21 protein-coding genes and 1 pseudogene are annotated in these 26,972 nt (G+C 40.0%); 3 read left to right on the top strand and 19 right to left on the bottom strand.

Going from position 1 to position 26,972, the window contains the following annotated elements:
- The first annotated feature begins 5 nt into the window (after positions 1-5).
- Positions 6-1,970, top strand: coding sequence for a peptide ABC transporter substrate-binding protein (locus GMC92_RS00110; RefSeq protein ID WP_155199405.1), 1,965 nt, complete (start codon positions 6-8; stop codon positions 1,968-1,970).
- 99 nt (positions 1,971-2,069) lie between these two features.
- On the opposite strand, the gene GMC92_RS00105 is transcribed toward GMC92_RS00110, so the two are convergent.
- The 6 genes from GMC92_RS00105 to GMC92_RS00080 all read right to left on the bottom strand — a co-directional run bounded on the left by GMC92_RS00105 (position 2,070) and on the right by GMC92_RS00080 (position 9,125).
- Positions 2,070-4,073, bottom strand: coding sequence for an FtsX-like permease family protein (locus tag GMC92_RS00105; RefSeq protein WP_129299576.1), 2,004 nt, complete (start codon positions 4,071-4,073; stop codon positions 2,070-2,072).
- Positions 4,066-4,833: an ABC transporter ATP-binding protein gene (locus GMC92_RS00100; RefSeq protein ID WP_031576714.1), complete on the bottom strand. Its 768-nt coding sequence runs from the start codon at positions 4,831-4,833 to the stop codon at positions 4,066-4,068. Before GMC92_RS00100 ends, GMC92_RS00105 begins: the two co-directional genes overlap by 8 nt.
- A gap of 176 nt (positions 4,834-5,009) precedes the next feature.
- On the bottom strand, positions 5,010-5,573 hold the full coding sequence (locus GMC92_RS00095) for a hypothetical protein (RefSeq protein WP_021152825.1): 564 nt from the start codon (positions 5,571-5,573) through the stop codon (positions 5,010-5,012).
- 213 nt (positions 5,574-5,786) lie between these two features.
- A complete protein-coding gene (locus GMC92_RS00090; protein WP_155199404.1) occupies positions 5,787-6,905 on the bottom strand; it encodes a DUF4767 domain-containing protein in 1,119 nt (372 codons plus the stop codon).
- Positions 6,906-6,988: 83 nt separating this feature from the next.
- Complete coding sequence (locus GMC92_RS00085; RefSeq protein ID WP_155199403.1) at positions 6,989-7,846, bottom strand: alpha/beta hydrolase; 858 nt, start codon at positions 7,844-7,846, stop codon at positions 6,989-6,991.
- Positions 7,833-9,125: a PTS transporter subunit EIIC gene (locus GMC92_RS00080; protein ID WP_155199402.1), complete on the bottom strand. Its 1,293-nt coding sequence runs from the start codon at positions 9,123-9,125 to the stop codon at positions 7,833-7,835. The genes GMC92_RS00085 and GMC92_RS00080 overlap by 14 nt, the downstream gene beginning before the upstream one ends.
- A gap of 331 nt (positions 9,126-9,456) precedes the next feature.
- Here GMC92_RS00080 and GMC92_RS00075 point away from each other — a divergent pair, with 331 nt between their 5' ends.
- Together GMC92_RS00075 and GMC92_RS00070 are read left to right on the top strand one after the other, a co-directional pair.
- Positions 9,457-10,851, top strand: coding sequence for an MFS transporter (locus GMC92_RS00075; protein ID WP_155199401.1), 1,395 nt, complete (start codon positions 9,457-9,459; stop codon positions 10,849-10,851).
- A gap of 482 nt (positions 10,852-11,333) precedes the next feature.
- Positions 11,334-12,029, top strand: coding sequence for a VIT1/CCC1 transporter family protein (locus GMC92_RS00070; protein ID WP_118095773.1), 696 nt, complete (start codon positions 11,334-11,336; stop codon positions 12,027-12,029).
- Positions 12,030-12,057: 28 nt separating this feature from the next.
- On the opposite strand, the gene GMC92_RS00065 is transcribed toward GMC92_RS00070, so the two are convergent.
- From GMC92_RS00065 to GMC92_RS00005, 13 genes and pseudogenes are all read right to left on the bottom strand, one after another.
- Positions 12,058-12,597 (bottom strand): NADPH-dependent FMN reductase, encoded by a 540-nt coding sequence (locus GMC92_RS00065; RefSeq protein ID WP_155199400.1) that lies wholly within the window; start codon positions 12,595-12,597, stop codon positions 12,058-12,060.
- A 315-nt stretch (positions 12,598-12,912) separates the two neighbouring features.
- Positions 12,913-13,947 carry an Rpn family recombination-promoting nuclease/putative transposase gene (locus GMC92_RS00060; RefSeq protein ID WP_155199399.1) on the bottom strand — a complete coding sequence of 345 codons (1,035 nt, stop codon included), beginning with the start codon at positions 13,945-13,947 and terminating at the stop codon, positions 12,913-12,915.
- A 299-nt stretch (positions 13,948-14,246) separates the two neighbouring features.
- Positions 14,247-15,170 (bottom strand): L-lactate dehydrogenase, encoded by a 924-nt coding sequence (locus GMC92_RS00055; protein WP_003006122.1) that lies wholly within the window; start codon positions 15,168-15,170, stop codon positions 14,247-14,249.
- A gap of 153 nt (positions 15,171-15,323) precedes the next feature.
- Complete coding sequence (locus tag GMC92_RS00050; RefSeq protein ID WP_155199398.1) at positions 15,324-16,199, bottom strand: Rpn family recombination-promoting nuclease/putative transposase; 876 nt, start codon at positions 16,197-16,199, stop codon at positions 15,324-15,326.
- A 101-nt stretch (positions 16,200-16,300) separates the two neighbouring features.
- Positions 16,301-17,902: a type I restriction-modification system subunit M gene (locus GMC92_RS00045; protein WP_155199397.1), complete on the bottom strand. Its 1,602-nt coding sequence runs from the start codon at positions 17,900-17,902 to the stop codon at positions 16,301-16,303.
- Positions 17,903-17,923: 21 nt separating this feature from the next.
- Positions 17,924-18,217: a helix-turn-helix domain-containing protein gene (locus GMC92_RS00040; protein ID WP_021144391.1), complete on the bottom strand. Its 294-nt coding sequence runs from the start codon at positions 18,215-18,217 to the stop codon at positions 17,924-17,926.
- Positions 18,207-18,572, bottom strand: a complete 366-nt coding sequence (locus GMC92_RS00035; RefSeq protein WP_338324019.1) for a type II toxin-antitoxin system RelE/ParE family toxin — start codon at positions 18,570-18,572, stop codon at positions 18,207-18,209. The genes GMC92_RS00040 and GMC92_RS00035 overlap by 11 nt, the downstream gene beginning before the upstream one ends.
- Positions 18,573-18,736: 164 nt before the next feature.
- Positions 18,737-19,897 (bottom strand): restriction endonuclease subunit S, encoded by a 1,161-nt coding sequence (locus GMC92_RS00030; RefSeq protein ID WP_155199395.1) that lies wholly within the window; start codon positions 19,895-19,897, stop codon positions 18,737-18,739.
- A gap of 2 nt (positions 19,898-19,899) precedes the next feature.
- A complete protein-coding gene (locus GMC92_RS00025) occupies positions 19,900-20,562 on the bottom strand; it encodes an HNH endonuclease (RefSeq protein ID WP_155199394.1) in 663 nt (220 codons plus the stop codon).
- Between the two features lie 8 nt (positions 20,563-20,570).
- Positions 20,571-21,188: a hypothetical protein gene (locus tag GMC92_RS00020; protein ID WP_155199393.1), complete on the bottom strand. Its 618-nt coding sequence runs from the start codon at positions 21,186-21,188 to the stop codon at positions 20,571-20,573.
- A complete protein-coding gene (locus GMC92_RS00015) occupies positions 21,188-23,380 on the bottom strand; it encodes a sensor histidine kinase (RefSeq protein ID WP_155199392.1) in 2,193 nt (730 codons plus the stop codon). Before GMC92_RS00015 ends, GMC92_RS00020 begins: the two co-directional genes overlap by 1 nt.
- 11 nt (positions 23,381-23,391) lie before the next feature.
- Entirely contained in the window at positions 23,392-24,813 is a 1,422-nt protein-coding gene (locus GMC92_RS00010; protein ID WP_155199391.1) for an Eco57I restriction-modification methylase domain-containing protein, read from the bottom strand.
- Between the two features lie 291 nt (positions 24,814-25,104).
- A pseudogene (locus tag GMC92_RS00005) lies at positions 25,105-26,904 on the bottom strand (type I restriction endonuclease subunit R, EcoR124 family); the annotation flags it as partial.
- Between the last annotated feature and the right edge of the window lie 68 nt (positions 26,905-26,972).

Genomic DNA, 26,972 nt, shown 5'->3' with positions numbered 1-26,972 from the left:
CGAATATGAAAAAATCGAAGCTTGCTCTTTTAGCAGGTGTCGCCGCGGCTTCAACGCTTTTCCTTGCTGCATGTGGCTCATCTTCTAATGCGTCAAAAGGGACAACATACAACTACGTGTATGGTACAGACCCTGATTCCTTGAACTATTTGACTTCAAATCGTTCAACTACAAGCGACATTACTACCAACTTGGTCGATGGTTTATTTGAAAACGACCAATACGGTAACCTAGTGCCTGCTCTTGCTGAGGACTGGTCTGTTTCAAAAGACGGTCTGACTTATACCTACAAGCTTCGAAAAGACGCGAAGTGGTATGATTCAGAAGGAAATGAATACGCTGACGTCACTGCAAAAGATTTCGTGACATCTCTGAAATATGTAGCAGATAAAAAATCTGATGCACTTTACTTGGTTCAAAACTCAGTCAAAGGTTTGGATGACTATGTAAACGGGAAAACCAAAGACTTCTCAACTGTTGGGGTAAAAGCTGTTGATGATCACACTCTTCAATACACTTTGAACCAACCAGAATCTTTCTGGAATTCTAAATTGACGACTGCTACCATGATGCCAGTTAATGAAAAATTCTTGGAATCAGCTGGGAAAGACTTTGGTAGCGTGAAACCAAATGGTATCCTCTACAATGGTCCATACATTTTGAAATCCTTCACTTCAAAATCACAAATCGAGTTGGATAAAAACCCTGATTACTACGACAAGAAAAATGTTCACATCGATACGGTTAAATTGACTTACTTCGATGGATCTGACCAAGACTATCTTGCTCGTAACTTCTCAGATGGGAACCTATCTACTGCTCGTCTCTTCCCAACAAGCTCAACTTACAGCACAATTGAGAAGAAATTCAAGGATAACATCGTTTATACACCTCAAGATTCTACTGTTTACTACGCTTACTTCAACGTTAACCGTCAAAACTACGGTCATACGAAGAAGACGTCTGATGAGCAAAAGAACAGTACTAAGACAGCTCTTCAAAACAAGAATTTCCGTCAAGCCTTGAACTTTGCTTTAGACAGAACTTCCTACAGCGCTCAAGTTAACGGGAAAGACGGAGCATCAAAAACTCTACGTACCCTTCTAGTTCCACCAACATTTGTGCAAGCCAACGGAAAAGACTTCGGTACGCTCGTTGAAGAAAAACTTGCCGCAACAGGAGATGAGTGGAAAGGTGTTAGCTTTGCTGACGCGCAAGATAGCTTGCATAATGCGGATAAAGCCAAAGCGGAACTTGAAAAAGCGAAATCTGAATTGCAATCACAAGGTGTTCAATTCCCAATCCATATCGACTATGTCGTAGACCAATCTTCTAATGCTCTTGTCCAACAAGCAGACTCTATGAAGAGTTCTATTGAAACAGCTCTTGGTAAAGACAATGTCGTGATCGATGTACAAAAATTGTCTACAGACGATGCAGACAACGCTACTTACTTCGCCCAATCACCAGATCAAAAAGACTTTGATATGGATATCACAGGTTGGGGACCTGACTTCCAAGATCCATCTACTTACTTGGATATCTTGAACCCAACAGATGGTTCAACCTTGACTGGTATGGGACTTGATCCTAAGAAAGACCAAGCTCTCATCGAAAAAATTGGTTTGAACCAATACAAAGAATTGTTGGATGCTGCTAATGCTGAAAAATTGGATACCAATGCGCGTTATGAAAAATACGCTGCTGCCCAAGCTTGGTTGACTGAAAACGCAATGGTACTTCCAATCTACTCTAAGGGTGGAGTTCCATCTATCACGAAGGTAACGCCATTCTCAGCAGCAAATTCTGCAATTGGTATTAAAGGTGAATCAAGCTTCTTCAAATACCAAAAAGTTCAAGATAAGACAGTTACAACTGCTGATTACGAAAAAGCTTATAAGAATTGGTTGAAAGAAAAAGAAGAATCAAACAAAAAAGCGCAAGAAGAACTTGCAAAACACGTGAAATAATCGTGATAGAAAACACCGGGGATTTGATCCTCGGTGTTTTTTGTGCTAACAAAATGTTGTATGTTTCATCTTATTTCTAATCTTTTATAGACTCGAACGCTACCTCACGACAATCTTCCGATAACTTCTAGAAGTCAGAAGAAAGACAAGGACATAGGAGATGAAGAAGACAGCGCAGATAGAAAGAGTTGTTTGAAGCACCAAGCCCGCATTGGTTGCTCCTAAGATAGCAACGATTTTTGCGATCATCTTGTAGGCTACTCCTAGGTACAGGAAGGAGAAGAATAATGGAAGAAAAAAGACAGTGAGTATCTGTTTGCGAATGGTGGTGCCGGTTTGCTTTTGGTCCAATCCTACTTGTTGCAAGATCACAAAATTATCTCGATCCTCATGACCCTCTGAAATCTGCTTGTAGTAAATCACGAGAACTGTAGCTAATAGAAAGATCGCCGATAGAAAAATCCCGATAAATAGAAGAGTCCCTGCTGTTTCACGCCAATCTTTCTCTATACTGTATCGATCAAATCCACCAAAATAAGTCGCACCATATTGACTGATTTTGTCTGTCGAATACAGCTCTTTGATCAAGCCAGAAATAAAATCTTGGTTATCTTTATTTTTAGCAGTAATAGAGAATTCCAAATTTTTATCAACTTTTAGTCCCAGTTGGTTCAAGTCAGGGAGGACCAGGTACAAGCCCATTTGGTGTTGAAACAGGTCGGATTGAGGGAGTTTCCCTTGGATAAAATTGGAGTTTAGTTTTTCTTTAATCGTGAAGGTCTTCCCATTGATTTCTAATTGTGCGTCTAATTTTCCAGGATATTGATACCCATAGGCTAGGATTTCATTTTCCCCAAGCTCAACTTTTTGACCGGTCAGTTGCTCATAAGTCGCCTGATCAAAAAAGTAGACTGTTCCTTCTGACTTCAACTCCTGACCAGTTGATGGAGTGGACTGGTCATTCACCTCTAAGCTCCTTCCATCAATCTTTCGAATTTCAGCCGACCAGTATGTAGTCTGTGCCACCTGATAATCTGATAGATGTGTCGCATCGGCTGTTTTCTTAATTTGAGCTTGAACATCCTCAATAACCGATTCTGTTTCAGCATCTGAAGGCATATGCCCCACACTAATCATGTAATCAGAAGGGTAAACCGTATCTAGGTAATTCTGCCCTCCAATAAAGATATTGAGCGACCCGGTTAAGGTGACCAAGACCATGGTGGATAGAATACTAATGGTCGCAAGGCCCGCTGCATTTTTTCGCATCCGAGCTATTAAGTTGGAGACAGATATAAAATTCTCTGGCTTGTAATAGTAGGATTTCCGACCTTTGAGAAATCTTAAGAAGGTAATAGAGCCTGCGTTGAATAAGAGATAAGTCGCTAGAATGACCAAGATGACGGCAATAAAGAATCCTTGGACAGCCGCAACTGGCCGCTCAACGGTTAGCGCTATATAAAACGCAATTCCTAAGAGCCCAAGTCCTAACAGAGTTTGAACCAGCAAGAAGCGTCCCTTCTTCTCTCCTGCTTTCTTTTGCTGCATAAGGTGGAGGGAACTGTAGCGCAAGAGGCGGAAAGAATTCAACAAGAGAATGAGGCCAAAAGCTAAGGCTAACCCAAGTAAAGTGTTAAGAACAGCCTCTATCTGGAAGGTTGATTGAATGACGACTGGTAAACCCATACATTTTAGAAGCAAGGCGAAAATCAAGCGATCAAACAAGAGTCCCAAACCCAGTCCTACTCCAACTGTGAGAACATAGAAGAAGAGCAATTCCCATAAGGTCATGATGAGGAGATGCTTCTTCTCCATTCCCAGAACACTGTAGAGTCCCAGTTCTTTGGAACGATTTTTCATGACGTAGCCATTGGCATAAGCCACCAAAATGATGACGACCAGCTGGACGACGAAACTGCCAAAACCAAGAACAGTTCTCGCCGATCCCCCTCCGTAAGAATCCTCTAAATGAGGGGTCAATGACAAGGCGATAAAACTATAAAGGATCATGGTCGTTAAAATGACAGCTATAGCGAAAGGATAATACAACTTGCGATTTTGTTTGAGGTTGGAAAGTGCTAATTTACTTGTTAATTTAAACATCAGGATCCTCCTTTCCCGCCATGACCGTCAGAGTATCTGAGATTTCTTGGAACATCTGACGCTCTGTCTTTTCCCCACGAAAGATCTGGTTGTAAAGAATCCCGTCCTTGATAAAGAGCACGCGCTTGGCCCGAGCTGCTGCTGCGGTTGAGTGGGTCACCATGAGAATGGTTTGCCCCATGGTATTGATATCTTCAAAGACATCTAGCAAAGCTGCCGAAGACTTGGAATCCAGCGCCCCTGTTGGCTCATCCGCAAGAAGGATTTCAGGTGAGGTGATGATGGCCCGTGCTACGGCTACCCGTTGCTTTTGCCCACCAGAGATTTCGTAAGGGTATTTTTCTAAGAGCTGGTGAATGCCCAACTCCCGACTCACGCTATCGACCTTACTCATCATTTCCTTGATTGGTCTGCGGGAAAGGACCAAGGGCAGGAGGATATTGTCCTTGACAGATAAGGTGTCGAGCAGGTTGAAATCTTGAAAGACAAAGCCTAGTTTTTCCCGGCGGAAGCTGGAGGCGTCCTTGTTTTTGATGGTTGAGGTATCGGTGCCATTGAGGTAGACCCGCCCTTCCGTCGGCTGATCCAGCATGGCTAGGATATTGAGGAGGGTGGATTTCCCGGATCCTGATTCCCCCATGATAGCCACGTACTCACCCTTTTCCACGGTGAAGTGAATATCCTTTAAGGCTTCAACCTGCGTTCCTTGAAAGCGGGTTTTGTAAATTTTTTTGATATGTTGAACGTCTAGTAGGGTCATGGTCCATTCCTTTCTAGCTCGATAAAAGCTTCAATCGTTTTTTACAAATCTATTGTACTAAAACTGAAACGCTTTCACCATAACATAACCTTACATTTCCCCCTTTATTTCTTACATTTTTGTAAGAAAGCAAAAATAGGCTAGGACTTGAGGTCCTACCCTATTTTTTTCATTGATTATTCAGCTGATGAAGAGAGCAATGGCGCAATTGATTTATATGCACTTTCAAGAGCTTGTTTCATAGTGTCACGTCCAGATTTCAATTGTTGTACAAAAACAGTACGCCCTTGTTCAGGAACAACCGTATCATCTGAACCACCAGTTGAAAGTGCTGTATCAAATTGAGTTTTTGATTCGTCCAATGTCTTGAGAGCTGGTTCCACTTGTTGAGTATATTTAGATCTCAGTGATTCGGGAATTTGATCGCCAATATCTTGAGCATATTTTTTATAGTTATCCACTAATTTACTATAAAGAGTTTTCATATCACCAATTGTTTTGGCATTATCGATTTCATCATCAGTCAACAAGACAATTTCTGGAATTTTAACAGAAGAGGTTGCTGATTTAGATGATTTTGATGAACTGCTTGATTTGCTTTCTGAAGTAGATGATTTTTCTACTTTGCTAGAAGAAGCTTTTGCATCTTTGCTTGATGATTCTGAAGCAGTTTTACCAGAACAAGCTGCTAACGTTGCAACTGACAAGAGAGCCACACCGGCTGTAAGAAGTTTTTTCATTTTTTTCTCCTATAAATAAAGAATGAATATATTTTAAATGATTTTCCTTTAATTGTCAAACATTTTCTGTTTTCAAACGCATATATACCGCCGATTATCACTAGTTTTTAACATATTTTATATCCTAAAAATATCGTTTGTTTTGTATTTTTTATTCATTGTTTGGGATAAACAAAACCAGAAAAACAGTCGTTTTCTGGCTTATTCTTCTTTTTATTGATGAAGCAACTGTGTAAATTCTTCTTGAAGTTCCTTGTTGTCCGTTGGTTTTAGATACATCTTTCCACCATTGGTCGTTGGAGAATGAAAGACAATGCCTTCTCCTGTATCTGTAATGGCAAAGAAATAACTATGCACATCTGGATACTTGTCCCAATTGCTATAGCGTTCTACAATGCGGTACTTGGCATTTCCTTGACCGGTATCTGTATAAATGGCATCCATCTTACTATTTTCCCCTAGAGTATAGAGGTTGTCTGGTCCTACATCACCACCAGCGATGCCTTTTTGATAGTTGGGTTGTCCCATCTTTTCTCCCCAGGTCTTCATAAATTCTGCCAATTTTGCTGATTTTTCAGCATTCCAAGGCGTTTTTTCCTGGCTTTGGCTATTTCCCTCTGATGGTGCGCTGTCAAAAGTTTGCCAGTCAAAAGCCTTGAGATCCAGTTTATTCTCATCCGATTTTCCAAAGAGGCTATTCAGATCTGAACCAGGTACTTGGACTTCTTCTTCCTGGACTTTGGTCGCAGCTTGAGGCGTCTTTTCTATCCGTGAAAGCACAGCTACCCCACGGCCAGTTCCTGACATCCAGCTGACTTCTAAGACTTCTCCTCCCTGATAGAGGGTCGTCGCATTGCGCGCTCCACCGTGTCCAGCGACGAAACCTTCAGCTAGCAGAGTCGGTTTTTGGTCCTTGAGGTAATAAACTCCTGTCACAAAGTAGCTTCCATCGGTCTGCTGATTGGCGATGATCATCTCATCTACCCCATCGTTATTTAAGTCCTTAAAGGCATAGCGAACGGCATCTGGCTGATTGATCACGGTCTCGATCACCCAGCTATTGATCATCCGATCTTCTTTAGCTAATGCATCATTCAATTTGGAAATGGCATCTAAATCTTTTGAAGTGGCAAAAATCTTTTGGTAGTCTGAAAAAACAGACTGGTATAATTGTTTGTTATCTGCTTTTTTCGCTTGTTTCTTTGCTGAAGTCTGGCTTGTTGCAGCCTCTTTTTTGGGACTGGACTGACGTTGGTATCTTTGGTAACATCCTGTTAACATGACCATACTCGAAGCCACTATTCCTAACTGCACCCATTTTTTTCTTTTCATCTTATTTCCTATAATCTCCCTTATTTTCATACTAAACTTTATTATACTAAAAAAAAGGTGAGGAAGGAATCCCTTCTTCACACTTAGTTTATTTTATTCGGTTTGGCTCGACGATCCGTTTGACTTTCAATATGCTCTTTCACCAAGGCAACTACCTCATCATTGGTTGGAAGGTCCGAGTGCTGTGCATCTTCCCCCGTCACCGTAATCTCCGTATAGCTAGCTGCTTGGTTTTGGTAGATATACTTCCCAGCAGAAACACTGGCATCTGGGACCAACTCATCTGAATCATAGGTAATGGTCCCTGCTACTGAATACATATGAAGGGTTTTGGGGATGGTTTCTTTTCCTTTGATAAAATCGGCCAACATCTCAGATTTATTTTTGATATTGGTCTCCGTGAAATTGTAGGGAGTTCCGATGGTCATAAGGGTCTTGAGATCCACATCATAATCCCCTAGATAATTTTCAATAAAGGCTGTATAAATCAAGCCACCGTTGGAATGACCCAAGCCCTTAAAATTATTAAAATTATATTTTTCTTGAAGGGCTTCGAAGGCTTGATTAAATAGTTTGGCTTGCTTTTTAATGTTGCTATAGCCATCTTTGTTATTTTCAAAACCAACCACAATTACCGGCTCATTGTCCTTGGCATCAATACTACCACTATAGGTGATATGCCCATCATTCCAAACCTTAACCTTAAGCAGACTGTGTTTGGTTCCTTGACGGCCTTGGTTGAGCTTGGTCACCAAGCCATCGAAGCGGTTCTCTGTCGCAGAGCTTCCCGGGATCATGATGATGGGAGACAGTTTGGAATTATAAAATTTCTCGATTTTTGAAACATTGGTCCGAGTCCAGCTATAAGAAGGAATGGCTAAAGCGATCAAGAAAAGACTGACCAAAGTAAGGACGATCGCTGTTTTTTTAGATGACTTCATCGCTTTCTCCTTTCACTTTTAAATCTTTTCGGATACGATTTCCCATGCGGACAAATGGTAGATAAAGGAGCACATCGACGGCAAAACAAAGAAGGCTTACAGCTAAGGCTCTCAGACTTCCTCCCGTTCCAATAAAAGCATAAAGAAGGCTAGGAGTCCCATCTGGCACCGGATAGACGGCTGCAGGCATCAGCTTGAAGCACAAAGCCACAGCTGCTATCGCCATATTCACCAAAGGGATCAATAAAAAGGGAATCACATAAAGCAGGTTGAGAAGGACCGGTATCCCTAACATGAAAGAAGCCCCATTGTTAAAGAGACTTGGAAACAGACTGAGGAGGCTGACTTTCTTGTCCTTTTGACTTCGTGAAACCAATAAGATTGCAACCAAAAGCGCTAGGACGGCTCCAATTCCAGCTACCAGACCAAAACTGCGGTACAAATTGGTCAAGGTATAGAGATGAGGAATGCCTGTCGTTGTATGATGCGTCACAGCGTAGGTAAGATTTTCCAAAGCAAAGTTATCATCCGCAATTGAGTTCAAGGCAAAGGATTGACTATTACCAAACCAAGCAGATAGCCCACTAAATAGTCCCATGACAAAGGTGGACAGCAGATGATGACTGCTTACCATTAGAGAAGCCAAGAACTGTCGGATAGTCTGAAAAATATTAAATTGATTTCCAAGAACCAAAAGAAGATTGAGGCTGACCCCTAGAACTAAGGACAAGAAAATGGGACGCACAGTCTTGGGCTGATAGATGAAATCCTTGTCCACAATCTGGTCGTCACTAGCCTTGGATAGACGAAAGATTTGCCCGATTAGATAGCCTAAAAAAATCGCTAAGATGATATTGGTCGTCGCAGGTAAGTTGATACGCGTCAGTTGCCCGTCATGGAGGGGGCCCACCAACAATTCCTGAGAGCCTACTATTAGACTGACCAAAAGAGCTGTCACTCCAGCTGTCCCTGTACTTCTACCATAGTGCCCAGCTGTATATTTTCCAGCGAAGTAGGTCACTAAAAGCCCAGCTAGACCTCCTAAAAAATTGGAAAAATTAATGAGGACTTGACTAATGGCCTGATCCCATGGCAACCAGCTATCCATCGAAAAGAGCTGATGGATATAGCCTCGATCGGAGAAGACCGATAAGGCAATCACCCGAACGATTCCTGAAAATAGGAAAAAAGGAAATAAGGAAACCAGGGTTTTCTGGGAAATTTGAATCAAACTTTTTTCTCGTAACCAGAAAAACTTCTGGACTAAATACTTGGTCATGGGGCCTCCTGTTCGAGTTGATTGACTTATTCACGTTTACTGCTTTCTTCTTATTATATCATACTGGCGAGCCTTTCCTTTCGTTTGGAGAAGCATCGTCTTTTGAGAATGCTGTTAATATTTTCAAAACTTTTCAAAAACTCTTTGACAGGGGTCTTCATTTCCTCTATACTATTTGTTAGCTAACAAAACGATGGATCAGGTTACCGTTGGTCTTGCTATGCTCCTAGCGATTGGAGCTGACGGAAAATCAAATCGTTTCCATGGATTTTCATCCGATTTTATACCATAGTCCATATCTTTAGGAAGATTTAGGAGGAATCAGACACCGATGTCACAAGAAAAAATTTCAGCCAAGGTCCTATACGCTATTTTTGCAACAGGGATCCTTTCCTTTTGCGGGGTGGCTGGAGAAACTGCCATGAATATCACCTTCCCAATATTGATGAAGGAATTTGAAATCAATACCGCAACCGTTCAGTGGGTCACCACCATCTATCTTCTAGTGGTTGCCTGTGTAGTCCCCTTATCTGCCTACCTCAAACGCTCCTTCAAAATGAAATCCATCTTTTTAGTTGGAAATCTCTTATCTGTCTTAGGTGTTCTCATTGACTTCTTAGCTCCAAGTTTTGGCTTTGTGGTTCTGGGTCGATTGGTCCAAGGAATGGGGGTTGGTTTTGCCCTTCCTCTGATGTTTAATATCATTTTAGAGCAGGTCCCAAAACGCAAGATCGGTCTCATGATGGGAGTGGGGACCCTGATTACAGCCATCGCTCCCGCCATTGGGCCTACTGTCGGTGGTCTCTTGACGGCTAACTTCGGTTGGCGGTCCATCTTTTTGGTTCAATTCCCGATCCTTCTAGCTTCGCTAGTTGCAGGACTTCGCTCCATTGAACAAATCAGTACAGTCAAACGAGAAACCCTTGATATCATGAGCCTTCTCGCCATTATTGCTTCATTTTTAGGCTTGATTTTAGGGATTCACGGTCTTTCTGATCATGCTTTCTTTAGTTTTTCTGTCCTTGGTTGGCTGGTGATTGGGTTTTTGGGACTGGTTCTCTTAGTCTGGCGGTCCAATCAGTTAGAGACTCCCATTATCAACCTAGCCATCTTAAAGAACCATCTCCTCACTGGCCATGTTCTTGCCTTTTTCACTTTCCAATTAGGCTCTCTTGCCATGAGTTTTCTCTTGCCCAATTATGTCCAATTGGTCAACCATTCGAGTACCACGCTTGCAGCCTTGATGTTGCTTCCAGGAGCCATCATTGGAGCAGGTTTTGCTCCCTTCTCTGGTCTCATTCTAGATAAGTTGGGCGCCCGTAAACCGATTCTCCTTGGAGCTGTTTTAATCCTTCTGGCCCATTTCCACTTCACCCTTTTTGCCCTGAAGCTGACAAATGGCTTGATTCTTATCTTTTACATGATCTTCATGACCGGTATGGGACTGGCCTTCGGCAATATTTTGACCAACGGACAAAAACAACTCTCTCTGGAAGAGCAACCCGATGCGAACGCGATCTTTAACACTCTGCAACAATTTGCAGGCGCTGTCGGAACAACCCTGGCTTCCTTGATCGTTGCCATGAGCCAAGCTAATCAAAAGATGGACTTCACCCAAGCCACTGCTAAAGGAAGTCGCAACGGTTTTATGGTCCTATTTGCCTTAGGCATCTTCCAACTCCTTCTCTTATTTTGGGTTGTTGGGAAAGAACAAGATACGAATTAATTTTTCTCATCAGAAAGGAGCTGGGAATAAACTGTCCAGCCTTCGATCTTTGATAGAAATAACTGTATGACGCAGTGGTTGATTGCTCAAAGCACTGCTTTGAGGTGGTAGATAGGACTTGCGAAGCAAGTTTCCTAAGTATTTGTTCGCTTAATTAAGCTCCAAAGAAGACCTAATCAACTTTGCGGGGGTGGGAAAACGAACTCTTCTAAATTAGTTGGAGTTCTTTCCCACTCCCTTTTTATTATCCTTTTCTGACCCGCGTGACAATGCTATCAGGATCTTCAAAGGTAAGGCCACTTCCGCTAAATAAACCTTGCTAGAATAGGCGTATTCCCTATTCTTTCTTTTTTGCTTGCAATGTCAAAGATTATAACTTAAATTTCATTAAATTGTCGAACTTTTATCATTTGAGTTAAAATCCTTGCTTTCTTTCTGTATTTTATTTATAATCATTCTAAACAAGATGAAGGAGACATTGTATGACTGAAATGAAACATGGAGTAGATGAATCATTTAGCGACCGCTTGAATATCTTGAGAGCTGCTGTTCTCGGGGCCAATGATGGGATTATTTCTATTGCTGGGGTGGTGATTGGGGTAGCCAGTGCCACACCAAACATCTGGATCATTTTCCTATCTGGCTTGTCGGCGATTCTGGCAGGTGCCTTTTCGATGGCGGGCGGTGAGTATGTCTCTGTTTCCACACAAAAAGACACGGAAGAAGCCGCTGTGAACCGCGAACAAACCTTATTGGATCGCGATCCCAAGTTAGCGAGAGAATCTCTCTACCACGCTTATTTTCAAAATGGAGAATGCGAAACTTCCGCAAAGATTTTGACAGAACGGGCCTTTCTGAAACATCCCCTCAAAGCCCTGGTCGAAGAGAAATATGGTATCGAATACGAGGAGTTTACCAATCCTTGGCATGCTGCTGCATCTAGCTTCCTTGCTTTTTCGGTTGGTTCCCTTCCTCCAATGCTCTCTATCATTCTCTTTCCAACTGCCTATCGCATTCCGGTGACGGTCTTCGTTGTTGGACTATCCTTGATCTTCACTGGCTATACCAGTGCAAAACTGGGAAAAGCACCAACCAAGCCAGCCATGCTTCGCAACCTCATCATTGGCCTTCTCACCATGGGTGTGACATACTTCTTCGGACAACTCTTTAGTATCTAAAAAGCTGAGACTTCTGTCTCAGCTTTTCTTATGCTTTTAATAGATCTTGTGCTTGTTTTTCCAGTCCTGCGACCGCTTCATCTGTCAAGACCAATTCACCTGTTTCCCAAGCTTCTGGGTTAACGGTTGTTCCAGTAAACTCTCCAACCACTTGAGTCCGAACGAAAGGCAAGAGCGCTTGGTAAGCCGCAAACATTGGTTCGTGTCCAGCATTGGCTACTGAAGAAACCGTTACGATCTTGTCTTGAAGGGCAGATGGACCACGAGTTTCTGATAGGTCAAGGGCACGGCTCAGCCAGTCGATCAGATTTTTCACCACGCCTGGAATGGCAAAGTTATAAACTGGCGAGAAGATCCAGATGGCATCCGCAGCAAGAACCGCATCACGCGCTGCTTGTACAGCTGGCAAGGTTGGTGTTTCCAAATCTTGGTTCATCATTGGGATGTCCTTGTAGTCCAAGTAAGTCACAGTTGCTTTTCCTTCAAGAAGACTTTCTGCTTTCTTAGCCATTTGGTGGTTAAAAGATCCTTGACGAAGGGATCCGACAATAAATAAAATGTTTTTCATAGTTGTTTCCTCTTTCTGTTGTAAGATTATTTATTACAATAGCTATTATACAGGCTCGAAATGTAATGTCAAGGATTACAACTCGTTTTTTTAAACTTCTATTCCAGTTCACTAGGTGAGGAGCAAGAGGAGTGAGAAAAAAAGGTTGGATAAAAGTTTCCAACCTTCAATAAATCATAACCGTATAAATCTGTAGAGGATCAAGATCCAAAAATAACGAACTCCTGACGATCTTTACAATCCATTTTAGAACTACTTTTTTCTCAGCAAGGTAATTCTCGAAGTTTCATTGTTCCCAAAATTCTGTTCACGCTACTACTCCTCGTCAGACGAATCCGTAGCCAACATTTTTTTGATGGATTCGCTGGATAAATCCGTCATTTCAGCAATCATCTCGATACTCATCCCCTTCAAAGATAGTTTTTGAATCAGAGACTGCTGACCAGCTTGAACTCCCAACTCCATGCCTTCTTGTCTGCCTTGTTCCAATCCCTGTTCGATACCACGCTCGAGACCTTGTTCTAAACCTTGTTCAAGACCTTGTTCGAGTCCCTGTTCAAGACCTTTTTTCAACCCTTTCTGAAATCCAGCTTCCAGTTGTTCTTTCCGAAAGGTATCCATGCTCATTTCCCAATTTTCTCTGATACGAATCCGTTCATCAATCATTTCTTTTTCCTCCCTTGTCCAATTTGATGGGATCAGGAGTGATTCTGCCTGCTCGATCACTTGATCTGGTTGATGACTGAATGGGCGATTGCCAAAAAATTCAAGCCATTGTCTCCAGTGAGCATTCAACTCCGTATCTCTACTTTCATTATACTTATCCAACTCTAAAAAGGCAACCTTTAACATATTATGAGCTACTCCATCCTTTCGAGAGCTATAAAGAGGTGTCCCGTCTACCGTATGGCGCATTTCATAGACATTGACAGGTGAATCTAAATGAGGAAAAATACTTCGCTCCAAGATAGCGATCCCATAGACCGGCTCCAGCTCCTGGTACATAGAATGGGTCGCTCCTTTCTTTCGCTTGCGTTGGACATTTTCTACCAGTTGATTGGCTAAATAATAGTGGAAACGATTCAAGAAATACTCTTGCTTCAAAACTTGAATCTCAATGATGACTTCAAGCCCACTATCTAGCCTTGCTCTTACATCAACGGATGTTTCAAAAGGAAGATCTCCTAAAAACCCCTGCTCATGGATCTGGTCTCCTTCTAAAATCTCAACGGACTCTACTGGCAGATCCAATACTTCGCGGATAAATTTGGCTGTCACATCCGGCAGACTAAAAATCTTTTTTGCCATTAAATCCAAGGTGGGCGATACATACTCGTGTCGTTTCTTCATAGCAACCTCCAATGATTTCGTGTAGGGAATCCCCTCACTTATACCATTCGAAAAAATTGCAGAAAAAAGGGAGTGAGAAAGAACTCTGACTAGTTAAAAAGAGTTCGTTTTCCCACCCCCGCATAGCTTCAACAGTCTCGGAGACTGTTGAAGGTTGTGGATAAAGGAAACTTTGTTTCCCTCATTAGGTTATCTTTGGAGCTTAAAAAGCGAACAAAGATACCAATCAACCACTGAGTCATACTTTTATGCCTATTATACATCGAAGGGTGAACAGATTTTGCCCACCCCCCTCACTTTTATGCGTGCTCCAATCCTTTTCGTGTATTTTCTTTGATAGTTTCGGCTGAATGGAGTAATTTTTCTTTTTCTTCTTCTGTCAAATGCAAATCCAATCGTTCAAGAATTCCTTTTCGACCCACGATCGCTGGGTAGCCAAGATAGGTTCCATATTCTGGACGATAGTTAGACACTGGCATTTCCTCGTGGCTATCATTGATCACAGCTTCTGCCAGGCGTTGGGCTGCTGCTGCAATCCCAAAATTGGTATAGAATTTGCCAAAGAAAACCGTGTGGCCACCGCGCAAGGACTCGTAGTTGATGGCGTCAAGCTCTTCTTGAGAGAAGAGATCGGTAATAGCATGTCCTTTGACACGGACCTGACTCCAAGCGACAAATTGAGAATTTCCATGCTCACCAAGATTGTAGCCTGATACACTAGCAGGAGAAACCTGCAAACGATCAGCGACTGCACGCTTCATCCGAGCTGTATCCAGCAAGGTCCCTGTCCCAATCACCTGTTCTTTTGGAAGGCCAGTATATTGTTGATAGAGTTGAGTGACGGCATCGACCGGATTGGTCACTACCAATAAGACCCCGCTAAAGCCAGAAGCCTTCAAATCACGCGCTACTTGCACCACTTGCTTGCTGGAAAAGGGAAGCTCTGCAAAACGGTCATCAGTGTTATTAGCCTGCAACTCGATATTTCCAAGAGTCGACACCACCACATCCGCATCTTTTAAAGCCGCGTAGTCATTGACCGTGATATGCACCGGATACCCCGTATTGGCAACCGTATCACAGAAATCCAAGGCATCTGCCTTGACCTTTTTCTCATTGGTATCAATCAAGACCAAGTGATCACAGGTGTGTTTCAAAATCATGCTGTGGGCCAAGGTCGCACCCACATGCCCCAAACCAATAATACCAATTTTTCTTGTCATCAGAATCCTCTTTTCTAGTATCGATCACACTGTTGGTGAGGATAGCTCTTTGTTGACTCTATTCTACCACAATTCTAGAAAGGCGGATTGAAAAAATGGGAAAATTTTCAAGTTTTTTCAAAAAAGAAAAGAGGCACTGCCTCTTTTAACGACTCAGGAAAGCAGTGTCTCAATCTCTTCAAGCGACAAACCTGTCATCTCTGATATCAGATCAGGTGTCATTCCTCGTGAGATCATCTCGCATACCAACTGTTTACGACCTTGCTCCAAACCTTCTTCTCGCGCTTCATCAATCGCCGTCTCCATGGTCATATCATAATTTTCTTGAATCCGAATACGCTCGTCTATCATGGTCTTCTCCTCCTTGGTCCAGCTAGATGAATCTAATAATGAATCTGCGTGGGCAACGGCCTGACTGGGAGCTTTTGTAAAGGGAAGATTCCCAAAAAACTCCAACCACTGTCTGCCTGCATCTGTCAGGTTCTCATCTTTATTATACTTGTCTAGCTCTAAAAAGGCAACCTGCAGAAGATTTTGGTGCTTACCATTTTTATAATAGGCCTTGAGTTGCTTGCCAGACCGGCTATTGGTCAGCCAGTATTTGTTGATGGCGGCCTCTTCGTCTAGTAAGAGCGACTTCTCCAAAATCGCAATCCCATAGACGGGCTCCATCTGCTCGTACATCTTATGTGTCTGTCCTTGCTGGCGCAGTTTTTGCACATTCTCCACCAGCTGATTGGCCAAATAGTAATGGAACCGATTCAAGAAATACTGCTGCTTGCGAATCTGGATCTCGATGATCACCTCGGTTCCATCATGGAGCTTGGCTCTCACATCCACCGCAGTGGAGAACAAGTCATCCTCCTCATAGGCCATGCTGTGGGGCTGGCTTCCCTCCACAATCTGAGCGTCCGCTACATCCAGCTCCAAAATGTCTCGAATAAAAGCCGTCGTCACCTCCGGCAAACTAAAAATCTTCTTGGCCATGATGTCCAAGGTCGGCGATACATGCTCGTGTCTCTTTTGCATCCCTGCTCCTTTTCGATAAAAAATAGAGGGAAGGTCCCTCTACTTCTATAATTCGAAAAAAATTTGGGAATATCCTTTCCCTACTACCATCTCCTCATACCTTACCCCTTAAACTCCTCGACAAATTTCTTGAGTTCGGCATCGGCTTCTGGCGTTGTTCCATGAAGCTGGCTGAGCATGTCTAGAAGAGAGGCTGTCTGGGTTTCAATAGTGGCGTTGGTTTGGTTGATCTTGGCCACGATATCTGTCAGTGGCTCTACCTCTTCTTCCTCAAAGGTATCCACATAGCGCGGGATATTGAGGTTGTAGTCATTCTCAACGATCTCCTCGAAGCTAGCCAGATGGGCAAACTTATCCATGTCCTCTCTACTCTTATAAGCCTTAAGGATCTTCTCGATATGGGCATCCGTCATGATGTTCTGGTTCTTGCCCTTGTCAAATTCCTTAGAAGCATCGATAAAGTAAACGTCCCGATTAGTCCGGTTCTTTTTGAGAATGATGACCGTCGTTGGGATGCTAGTATTGAAGAAGATATTGGCAGGTAGACCGATCACGGTATCAATAGCCCCTTCTTCCAGCAAGGCCTTGCGAATGGTTCCTTCAGCATTGCCACGGAAAAGGACCCCGTGAGGAAGGACGATAGCCATCACACCATTGTCTTGTTTCAAGTGGTAATAACCGTGCAAGAGAAAGGCGAAGTCAGCCTTGGATTGAGGCGCGAGCTTGCCAAATGGGGAGAAGCGAGGATCTTGGAGAAAGCCGGAACTTGCGGACCACTTAGCTGAGTAGGGTGGGTTCATAAGGACCCCATCAAAGTTGGTCGGCTCTTGGGTCGGCCAGTCTTCGTCCAGCGTATCGGCATTATGCAAGAACTGGTTTTCCACCGGAACCCCGTGTAGGATCATGTTCATCCGAGCAAGGTTATAGGTAGAGGTATTGAGCTCCTGACCAAAGTATTGGACGGTTTGAGGCTGGTGAGAAAATTTCTTGGCATTGAGCAAGAGGGATCCTGATCCCATGGTGGCATCGTAGATGGTAAAGCCCTGCTCGTCTTCACGCCCTAAAAAGGCAATCTGGGTCATGAGCTTGGCTACAGGCTGGGGCGTATAGAACTCTCCTGCTTTCTTACCAGAGTCGGTCGCAAACTGACCAATCAAGTACTCATAAGCATCTCCAAGCATATCTCCCGCATGACCTGCCACATCCAGCACTGCTAGCTCTTTCATAACGGCAGCCACTAGCTGGTTTTGTTTTTGAGGTGTCGCCCCTAGCTTCTTGGAGTAGAGATCAATGTCCTCAAAGAGGTTTTCATAGAGGTCGTCACTTTGCTCGATGTCTCGGAAGCCTTGAGCCAGATCTTCCAGCTGGAAGGTCCCTTCATTGACCCGGTCCACCAAGGCCGTAAAGGTCAAGTCGGGCTTGATAACATAGTTGAGCTCATCTGTGATGACAGAGATCAGATCCTCTTGAGAGTCTGGATCCTCATAGTAGGTTCGGTAAAGCGCCAAGGCTTCATCCAGACTCTCTGTCTCCTCTTCCATGGTCTCCGCCACGAAGAAGAGCAACTTATCTGAGAGGTACTTGTAAAAAATCATCCCCAAGAGATAGGACTTATAGTCATTGGCATCCATCTTAGAGCGGAGCACATCCGCTGAGTTCCACAGGGCTTGGTAGAGCGCCTGGGAGGTTTGTGTTGTTTCCATAGTAATTCTTTCTGATTTCTTTTAGACCTTTTCTTGTTCCAGTGGGACGACGGCGAGGGTCTTGCCCAGACTAGCTAAGACTTTCAAAACCGTGTCCAATTGAGGACTGGTCTTTCCTGTCTCCATCCGAGCGATGACCGGTTGACTGACTCCACTGAGTTCTTCTAGTTTCTTTTGGCTAATGCCCTTTTCATGCCGAGCTTCGATCAGCTCCGTCATAATCGCGACTCGCAGGTCACTTTCCAGGATTTCTTCCTTGGTGAAGAGCTCTGCTCTCACATCTTTCCAATTGCTGCCGATGGCACTATTCTTCATCTCTTAGCCCTCTTTCCTTCAAATCTTGCAACTCTCGCTTGGCTTTCTCGATCTCTCGTCTAGGTGTCTTTTGCGTCTTTTTGACAAAAGGATGCAGTAAGACAAAGCTACCATCCAGCCAAGCCACGAATAAAATCCGATCCCGTAAAGGTCTCAACTCCCAAATCTCCGCATCCAGATGCTTGATGTAGGGTTGGCCAGCACGCGTTCCATGCTGGCTCAAAAGCTCGATGTAGTCGTTGAGCTTGTTGAGTTTGATCCGGCTGTCCTTATTATCGCGACGTGTCAACTCCCTCATGTAGTCTAAGACCGGTTGATTCCCCTGTTTGTCCTTATAAAAATAAATAGCGTGCACAAAGCAACCCCTTTTCGAATTCATTATAACTCTAAAGTTATTAAAAGTAAATACTTTTAAGTTATTAAATACTAAGGAGCACCTTCGAAAGGATCAAAGGGGCTCACTTATACTATTCGAAAAATGCTGTGCATATAGTTGCTGATAAGGATCATTTTTGAAGGTTAGATAAACATATCTTGTAAGAGTTTCTTTTTAAGTGTTTCTAGCTGAGAAATTTTATCTTGGTGAGAAGCGATGAGGTTATCAAGGTTTGAGAAGTAGGAGCCGATGGCTTGTTGTTCTTCCATGGAAGGAGCTTGTATTTTTAGAGAAGAAACTTGTTCCAAGGACAAATTTGGTTGTGCACCTACTGTAGGATTTTTTCGGATATAATCTTTCACAACTTCTCCAGATAATACTACTAATAAAAAATAAGTATCTAATTTATATCCTCTAATAATTGCAAGAGCTTGATTTGTATTAGCCGGAAGAATATTATTTCTAACAATTGCAGTTCTACCAAGAGTACCCGCAATCGAAAATAATATATCTCCTTCACATAATATAGATCTCTTCAAACTTCCCAAATGTTCTTCCTCTGAAATTTTAACAATGGGATAGATTTCGTTATCTTTCAAGTTTTCAACTTTGACAAAGTTGACCTTTCCTTGTTCTGATTGCGATTTTGCTGTAGTTCCTTTTGTAATCAAATCACAAAACTCACCTAGTTTGATTCGTTCCCACTCACCTTCAAATCCATCCAAACGAATCTCAGGTACCGTCTGTCCAGCTTTTGGAAACATCTTGGAGAGCATGGTCGCCTTGAGAGATCGGTAGTTAGCAAAATTGTCCTTATAGCTAACCAGAAGGTCGTCGATGGTACGGAAGAGGGAACCAATGGCCGATTGTTCTTCTATTTCGGGATAATACACTTTGTAATTCCCAAGTTGGGGAGCTGTTAGTTGAGGAACACCCGTAGACTCATTTAAAATTCTCATTGAATTAATCTGATTTTGAAGATAATCAACATCAATATTTTCCGATTGAAGAGTTAGAAGTCTAACAATTGGAGTAAAATTTTCATGTCTAGCTACTGCATATCCAACATCTCCACGACCTGTAACAGTCACCGCAGGAGCTTTCACTTTATAATCGTCATAAAATCCAACTATCCCTTTGTTTGTCAAAGCATTTGCAACAACTGGATATTGCCCTTTATTCTTTAATTTAGACCTATCAATATCTCCTCCAGCAGAAATTGAAACTATATTTCCAATTTTATCCTCATTCCATAGACCTTCAAATTGTTTAAATCTAACTTTGGGGATATTATTATTTCTCATTTTTAATATCCATTTCTTTTTTTTTGAAGTAAATTAATACAATTTAATAAAGTACGATACTCCGAAGATGATGATTTCCCGTTTAAGTTCAAATAGTTTGCCAAATCATACATTGACATTAATAAGTAATCTAATCTATGTATGTAATTTTCTAACATTAACAATTTATAAAAATCTCTGATTGTTTTCTGCTGAGTGGGAGATAGATCATTAATATTACCTATTACAATAGTATAATTCTTTGTATCCCTATGGAATACTTCTTTAATTTTATTATAATCACCATGCAATATATACTCAATATCTCTATCTATACTAAAATCAGTTTTTTTTCGATTACAATCATAACACGATAATACAAGGTTACTCATCCCATTTTTATTTCTTTTAAAGCAATTATTAAATCTAGGAGATTTTTGATAAACAACATGATCTATCTCAAACATTTTCTTCGGAATTAAATCTAAAGAAACGCCACAATAAACACATTTATTATCGTAAACTTCCATAAATTCCTTTTTGTATTTATTACGAACTAGTCTATAAAAATTCTTTGCACTAGGATGATCAATTCTGATATTCCTTAACAAAACTCCTTTCTTCTTTTTAATATCGTGCAACTTCTGTTTTTCAAACTTAGTAAGTCTATAATCCATCATATTCATCTTTAACTCTATTCTTTTTCTATTTTTGAAACAAACATCTGAAACTCTTTAATAACTTTATCTAAATCTTCCGAAGATAACTGATCATACTCACCTGTTCCTTTTATTGAATTTTCAATATTTTCTACCAAATATTTATCAATTTCAATTTTCTCATTTTGAATCCGTTCAAGTATTTTTCTAAATTCTATAACATTCTGTATTTTTTTATTTATCAAAGGTATAATTTCACGAGAATAGAAATCAAATGCTGACTTTTGAATATCATCAACATCACTCACATCAGCTTCTAAGTCATATTTTTCAATTGTTTGAAAATCTTCTCCAATCGCCTTTTGAGATATAACAATAACTTCTATATAAGGAAAGATCTTCTTTAAAATTAGTTTAAATTCTTCACCAGAAAAAACAGCCCCAACCCCTCTATTTTCAAACAACCTAGAATCAATAATAACAACATTGGCATTTCTTATAGCTTGATTTTCTAACAATGTTTTATAAGAGTCGTCTTGTCCAAAAATAATAGATGAATAGTTTATTTCATCTTTATTATAATAAGATTGCAAAAATAAATTTAGATAAATATCTGGACTATCATCCACATAAACTATATTAATATTTTCCATCACTTTTCACCTAAATAAAATTCTATATTAAATCCATTTTCATTAAAAATTTTTGTGATTTCTCCTCCTGAGTCAATCACAGTATTATTTATAATCCACATACCAAGTCCATGACCGTTTTCTCTAGACGTTTCATGGACTTCTAAAATACTCATTGGATCTTGATTATACTTCTCATTCAACCCTTTCCCATTATCACAATATTTAAATTTTAAAAACTCACCATCTTTATTTATTAAAATATTCACCATTAAATTTTCTTTACTATCATTATTCTGTATACTGTTTAAAATAAGGTTGTCCAATATTACTTGGATTACATCACTGTATGTTTGAAATTCTATATCTTCACTAATTGTAACGATAATTTTTAAACGACCATAATCTCTTTCCCAGTTTTTCTGAATATTATCAATCTCATCTTTAATATTAATTTTTATTTCTTTATTTTCTTTATTGAATCTTTTCACTTCCAATTCAGATAACATTGTATTTATAAAAGAAAAAATTTTCTTATTTATATTCAATGTTCTTGTTAAATAATAAGGAATACAATCAACTTTATTAGTCGTTGAATTTAGTTCTTCCCAAATACCTTTATTTTTTAACAGTTCAATTACTCTAGGTATGCTAGAGATTATTGTTAATCTATCATTTTTAAGTTCATGTGCTATTGATGAAGATTTCAATCCTATAGTTGCCAACACATTTAATAAACGAACATCATATTTATATTTCTCCTCCTTTTCTATTCTAATTCTTTCACTATTTTTTTCATTAGTTCGAAGTTCTTGTAATTCAAAAGACAAAGTATTGAAATCATCATCAGTTAACTCACTCAATTTTTTTTGTTTATTTGCAATTGAATCAACAATGTTTAGTTTGTTTGATTCAAAAGCCTGTTTTTCATTTTTGGCAAGAGACCGGATTATGGACTGACGGTATCTTTCAAATCTACTAATAGATTTGATAATAATTTCTACAAAAAAATTATAATAAATATTTTCATCTAAACCTTGTCTATTAGACAAATCTTTTAAAAATCGGTTCTCATCTTTGTCAATTATAATTCTACCTGAAATCTGGTTTTCTCTAACTCTCCATGCACCTGATAAATGTGAAGCAGCAGCAGGAGATTTCCTACTTCTTTTTCCTATTCCTAACCAATCTTTACTACCTTCATATGAAGAAATACTGAAAGAGTTTCTATAAAGAATAATACCATCTCCTTTTATTGGCGACTTAAGTGTAAAATGTTTATATAAATATCTATTTAAATCGACCCTCAAAGGTTTTATATAGAAATATAATTCTCCCGAAAAATCACCTATATCTTTAAGAATCTGTTTCAAATAATTATCTGTTCTATACTTATCAAAAATCGGTTCAACAGACTCCTCTGCTATAAGTTCTATCAAATCATTTCTATTTTGATACTCAATAAACAGATCGTCTTCAAAAGAAGCATGATTAATGTCTACATCAGGTACTATTTCACTTACCTCAGATCGAAATTCATCTGAATCAATATGAGTAGTCAGTTTCATTTTTTTACTATCATAGCTGAATTTTATAGATGATAAACAATTAATTCCTAGTTTAGGTTTTTGGAAAATAGGATACACAGGAAATCTAACATCATTATACGTAAGTATTATTTCCATTACATTATCATGGTATACCCTACCCAAAAAAACACTTAATTTCTCAACTCTTTTTTTTGTCCACCGCTCTCGTAAATTTCCAATAAATATCTTTGTTCCTTGAAAATCACAATCTAATAAATCAATCGTAGATGACTCCCAATTAGTCTTCCAAATAACACCTCTACTAGAATTTTTTTTTGATTGTAACTCAATATCTTCTCCAAGTCGTGCCAATGCAAACCTACCAATCCCCATTGAGCCTGCCATTTTTTTATGTACACCGTTAAATTCAACAATCTTATTAACTTTATGGGACTTTCCGACGTGCATCCAATATTCTTTTATATCGTTATAATCCATTCCAACACCGTTATCTTCAATAGTAAGAAGATTATTTGAAAATATAATTTTTAAAGTCTGCGCTCCAGCATCAAATGCATTTTTCACAAGTTCTAAAATAGCAGATTCATCCGTTGAAAAGTTTTGCTTTCCCAAAAGCTCTGCTAACGTACTATCTTCAACAACATAACTCAAACTTTCAACCATTCTATAACCTCCTAAAAAGTGTAATTTTCAATATCCTGAGAAGTTATTCGATAAGAATTACCATTTATAGGAATTCCAATATTTTTAACATATTCAAGAAAATTATCACTACTTAATATTTTTTTACCATAATCCAAAGAATAACAATCAATACCTTTAGATTTAACAATCATACCAGAATATGCAATATCTTCTTTTTCTAATTCATGAACTTTAGCATTATTTGTTACAACTGTCGATATGAGCAATTTAATCGTAAATATCCCATTTATAGCTTGGCTTCGACCATACTCAAACCATTGAGAACCTTTATCTCTTTTTCTTCTAAGGAGATTGTCTTTATTGTTAAGTAAATAAGAATAAATATTAGGATAATTAGTTATCATTTTATCTTCACTTATTTTACAAACTTCATCATTGATAACCTCATAGGGAAATATTATTAATTCATTTTTTCCATAGGTCACTGACCTAGGAGAGAATGCTTTTCTAATAAGTTCTTTTTCTAAAATTATATCGTTAACAACAATATCTCCGTTTTGTTTTAGAGAGTAAGATCCATCTTTCAAAAGAAAGACTTCATTACACAGAGTAGCAATAGAATGTGTTACCGTATAATAATCTCCAAATCTTCTATACTCTTTATTTATACTATTGTGCTTTGATAAAATCCACTTATCACTAAGATCTTTTTTATTTATAAAAATCCTATTTTGGGTTAAACTATCGTCGAAAATAATTAATCCATTTTTATCTGTTTTATCAAATCTAATAATAGAAGACTTAACTAAAGCTTTATCAAATACATTAATCTTGCTGAAATCAATAATGCCATTTATATATTCCATCATAATTTCTCGTAATCTTTTACCAGAAACTGTTTTAAAAATACTACTTGGAATTAAATAAGCCATCCTTCCTTTATCACTCAATAAATTTAGACTTTTTTCTATAAAAGCATAACAATAATCGAATTTTCCTTTTGAACATGATTTGAACTGTTCTTTCAAAAATAATCTTTCATTCTCTTCAAGTTCAGAATATGTAATATAAGGGGGATTTCCTATAATAAAATCAAAATTATCTGTCGGTATCCAACGTAAAAAATCTTCATTATAAATTTTCCAATTTACACTAGGAATTCCATTTTTATGAAGAATAGAATTTAAATTATTTATACACCTTTTATACTGAAGTAAATCAATTTCAAAACCAAAAATATTTTCTGAAAGCCCTTGTGCTATTAACTGAGAATCTCTACCAAAATCAAAACTATCCTTTATATATCTTGTAACAATCTCAGACAAAACTTGCCCATCTCCACAAGAATTTTCCAGGACTTTTTTGTCAAATAAATCATACTTATAATCTACAGCATCTAGCAAATTGTATACATAATTTATTGGCGTGAATACTTGATGTTTTTTTAACATATAATTCCTTCCTGTATCATTGTTCCAAATATAGAATTACAATTTAAATAAAAATTAATAATAGTATGCAATATAAAAAATAATATTAGAAATTGTCTTTTTATTATTTGTATTGTTATATAAAATAATTAAATTTATACAAAATAATTATCCCTGTTCTAATAGAAAGAATTACTCATTTAATTAATTAGAAATAAAAATTATTTCCATATATCTTCAACATTTCACATTAATTGCAAATAAAAATAATTATTTATAATTCTATTTCATAATCAATCTTTCTTCACTCCTCTATCTCCCCACTCTCAGCGGTTCAATCACCTCTTCGATCAGTTGGGTATAGGCTTCTTTGATTTGTTTTTTGTAGCTGAGTGGGTTGAGGGCGTCTGCTACTTCTGCCTTGTAGTCTTTGTAGCGTTGGCTCTTGGTCAACTGGCTTTCGCCGGCTTGTTTTTTGGCACCCTTGCGGTAGTGTTGGATATAGTAGCGGAGTTCGTCGGCTCCGATATACCAGTTTTTGGCGAAGCTTTCGATATGGCTATCGATGACGGATTCGATCATCTGGTCCAAAACTCCGGTGATAGATTGTCCTCGGTAGCGTTCGGGCTCTTCTTGGACTTGAGTCCAGAGGTTTTGGATGATCTCCGCCAGACTTGGATTGGTCCGGTTCAGGCTCTCGATATAGCTATCCACAGTTGCGATATCCTTGTCACTGAGAGCTTGCTCCTCATTTTCCTCCTGCTGGATCATACTTTGGATCAGCATGAGGATATAGGCATAGTTGATCTCATCGACTTGGACAGACTCCAGCTCATAGTGGATGTCCAGCTCGTCTTCGCTGTCCACTTCTGGATCCCTGCTCTTGATCTCCGCCAGGATATTTTGATAGAGGCCCAGATAGGCTTCGAGCTGGCTGTCGCTGAGGCCCGTTTCCCGATAGATCTCTTCCTTATCATACTCTGAGTAGACGCGGATCGAGGCTTGGTACTTGTCAAAGACCTGATAGGCTTTGGCGACCTTACGGAGCTGGGCCGTTTGGGCCTGCTCGAGGGCGACTCCCTCTTCTTCGAAGTCTGTGACTTGGCCTTTAAACTCTGCCCAGGCTTTTAGGAAGTTGCGCTTTTCTTCTTCCCAGCTTGGTGCTAGGACCTCATTTTCTCCCCCATTGGAGTAGAGCTTGAGGGCATTGTCGACGGCTTCCTTAAAGGCTTGAGGGCGCTGGAAGGTGATGATATGGCCGAAGTGCTTCTTGTCATCAAAGATCCGATTAGTCCGGCTAAAGGCCTGAATCAAGTCCTGTGGGCGCATAGGCTTGCGATCGATAAAGAGCGTAGAAAGACAAGGTGCATCAAAACCGGTCAAGAGACGGTCGACCACGATGACCAGATCCAACTGCTCATTGCGGTAAAGGTACTTGTCCTGCTTTCTAGCCAGGCGATTATTGATATCGCTATTAAAGCCCCGCAGATCCGCTAGGCTAAAATGCGTACCAAACTCTTGGTTGTAGTCCTCCATGACCTGCTTCATGTGGTCTTGGTAGCCGATGGATTCTTCCTCATTTTCAGTCACCGAGTAGGTGATGGTAAATTTTGGAAAATCTGGTAGGTATTGTTTGACCCGCTCGGAAACTTTGACCCGTTCCTTGCCAGCGAGAATACTCTTAAGCAGATTGTAATAGGCCTGTGCTCGTGGGATGGACTTGACTGTCAAAATAGCTTCATAGCTCTTTCCGACCCCTTTAGGGATATTGAGCTGTTGCTGGCTCTTATTGAGAATGGCATCGAGAACCTCTAGCATGTGCTCCTTGTCCTCATAGGCCTGGTCTGGGATCTCTTCTTCTAGGAGATCAGAGATGATGGTATTGCGGTAGTCTACCTTAAAGCCCAGAACCGCTCCATCATGGATAGCTTCCTTGACCGTGTATTCATGTAGGCGGTCGCCATACTGTTGGTGGGTGGTCTGAGCCAGGTCTCCCACTTGTTTGCGTTTGTTTTCCTTAAAGATCGGAGTTCCTGTAAAGCCGTACCAGAGAGAGTTTTTGAAGTAGGCCTTGATCTCTTTTTGTGTCTGTGGCGTGACTGCTGAACTGCACCCCAAAAGTTAGACAGAAAAAAATCTAACTTTTGGGGTGTTTTTATTATGAAATTAACTTATGAAGA

Source organism: Streptococcus parasanguinis, assembly GCF_009717775.1.
GTDB lineage: Bacteria > Bacillota > Bacilli > Lactobacillales > Streptococcaceae > Streptococcus > Streptococcus parasanguinis_AG.
The sequence above is the reverse complement of the archived record's forward strand: the minus strand, read 5'-3'. Positions and strand labels throughout refer to the sequence as shown.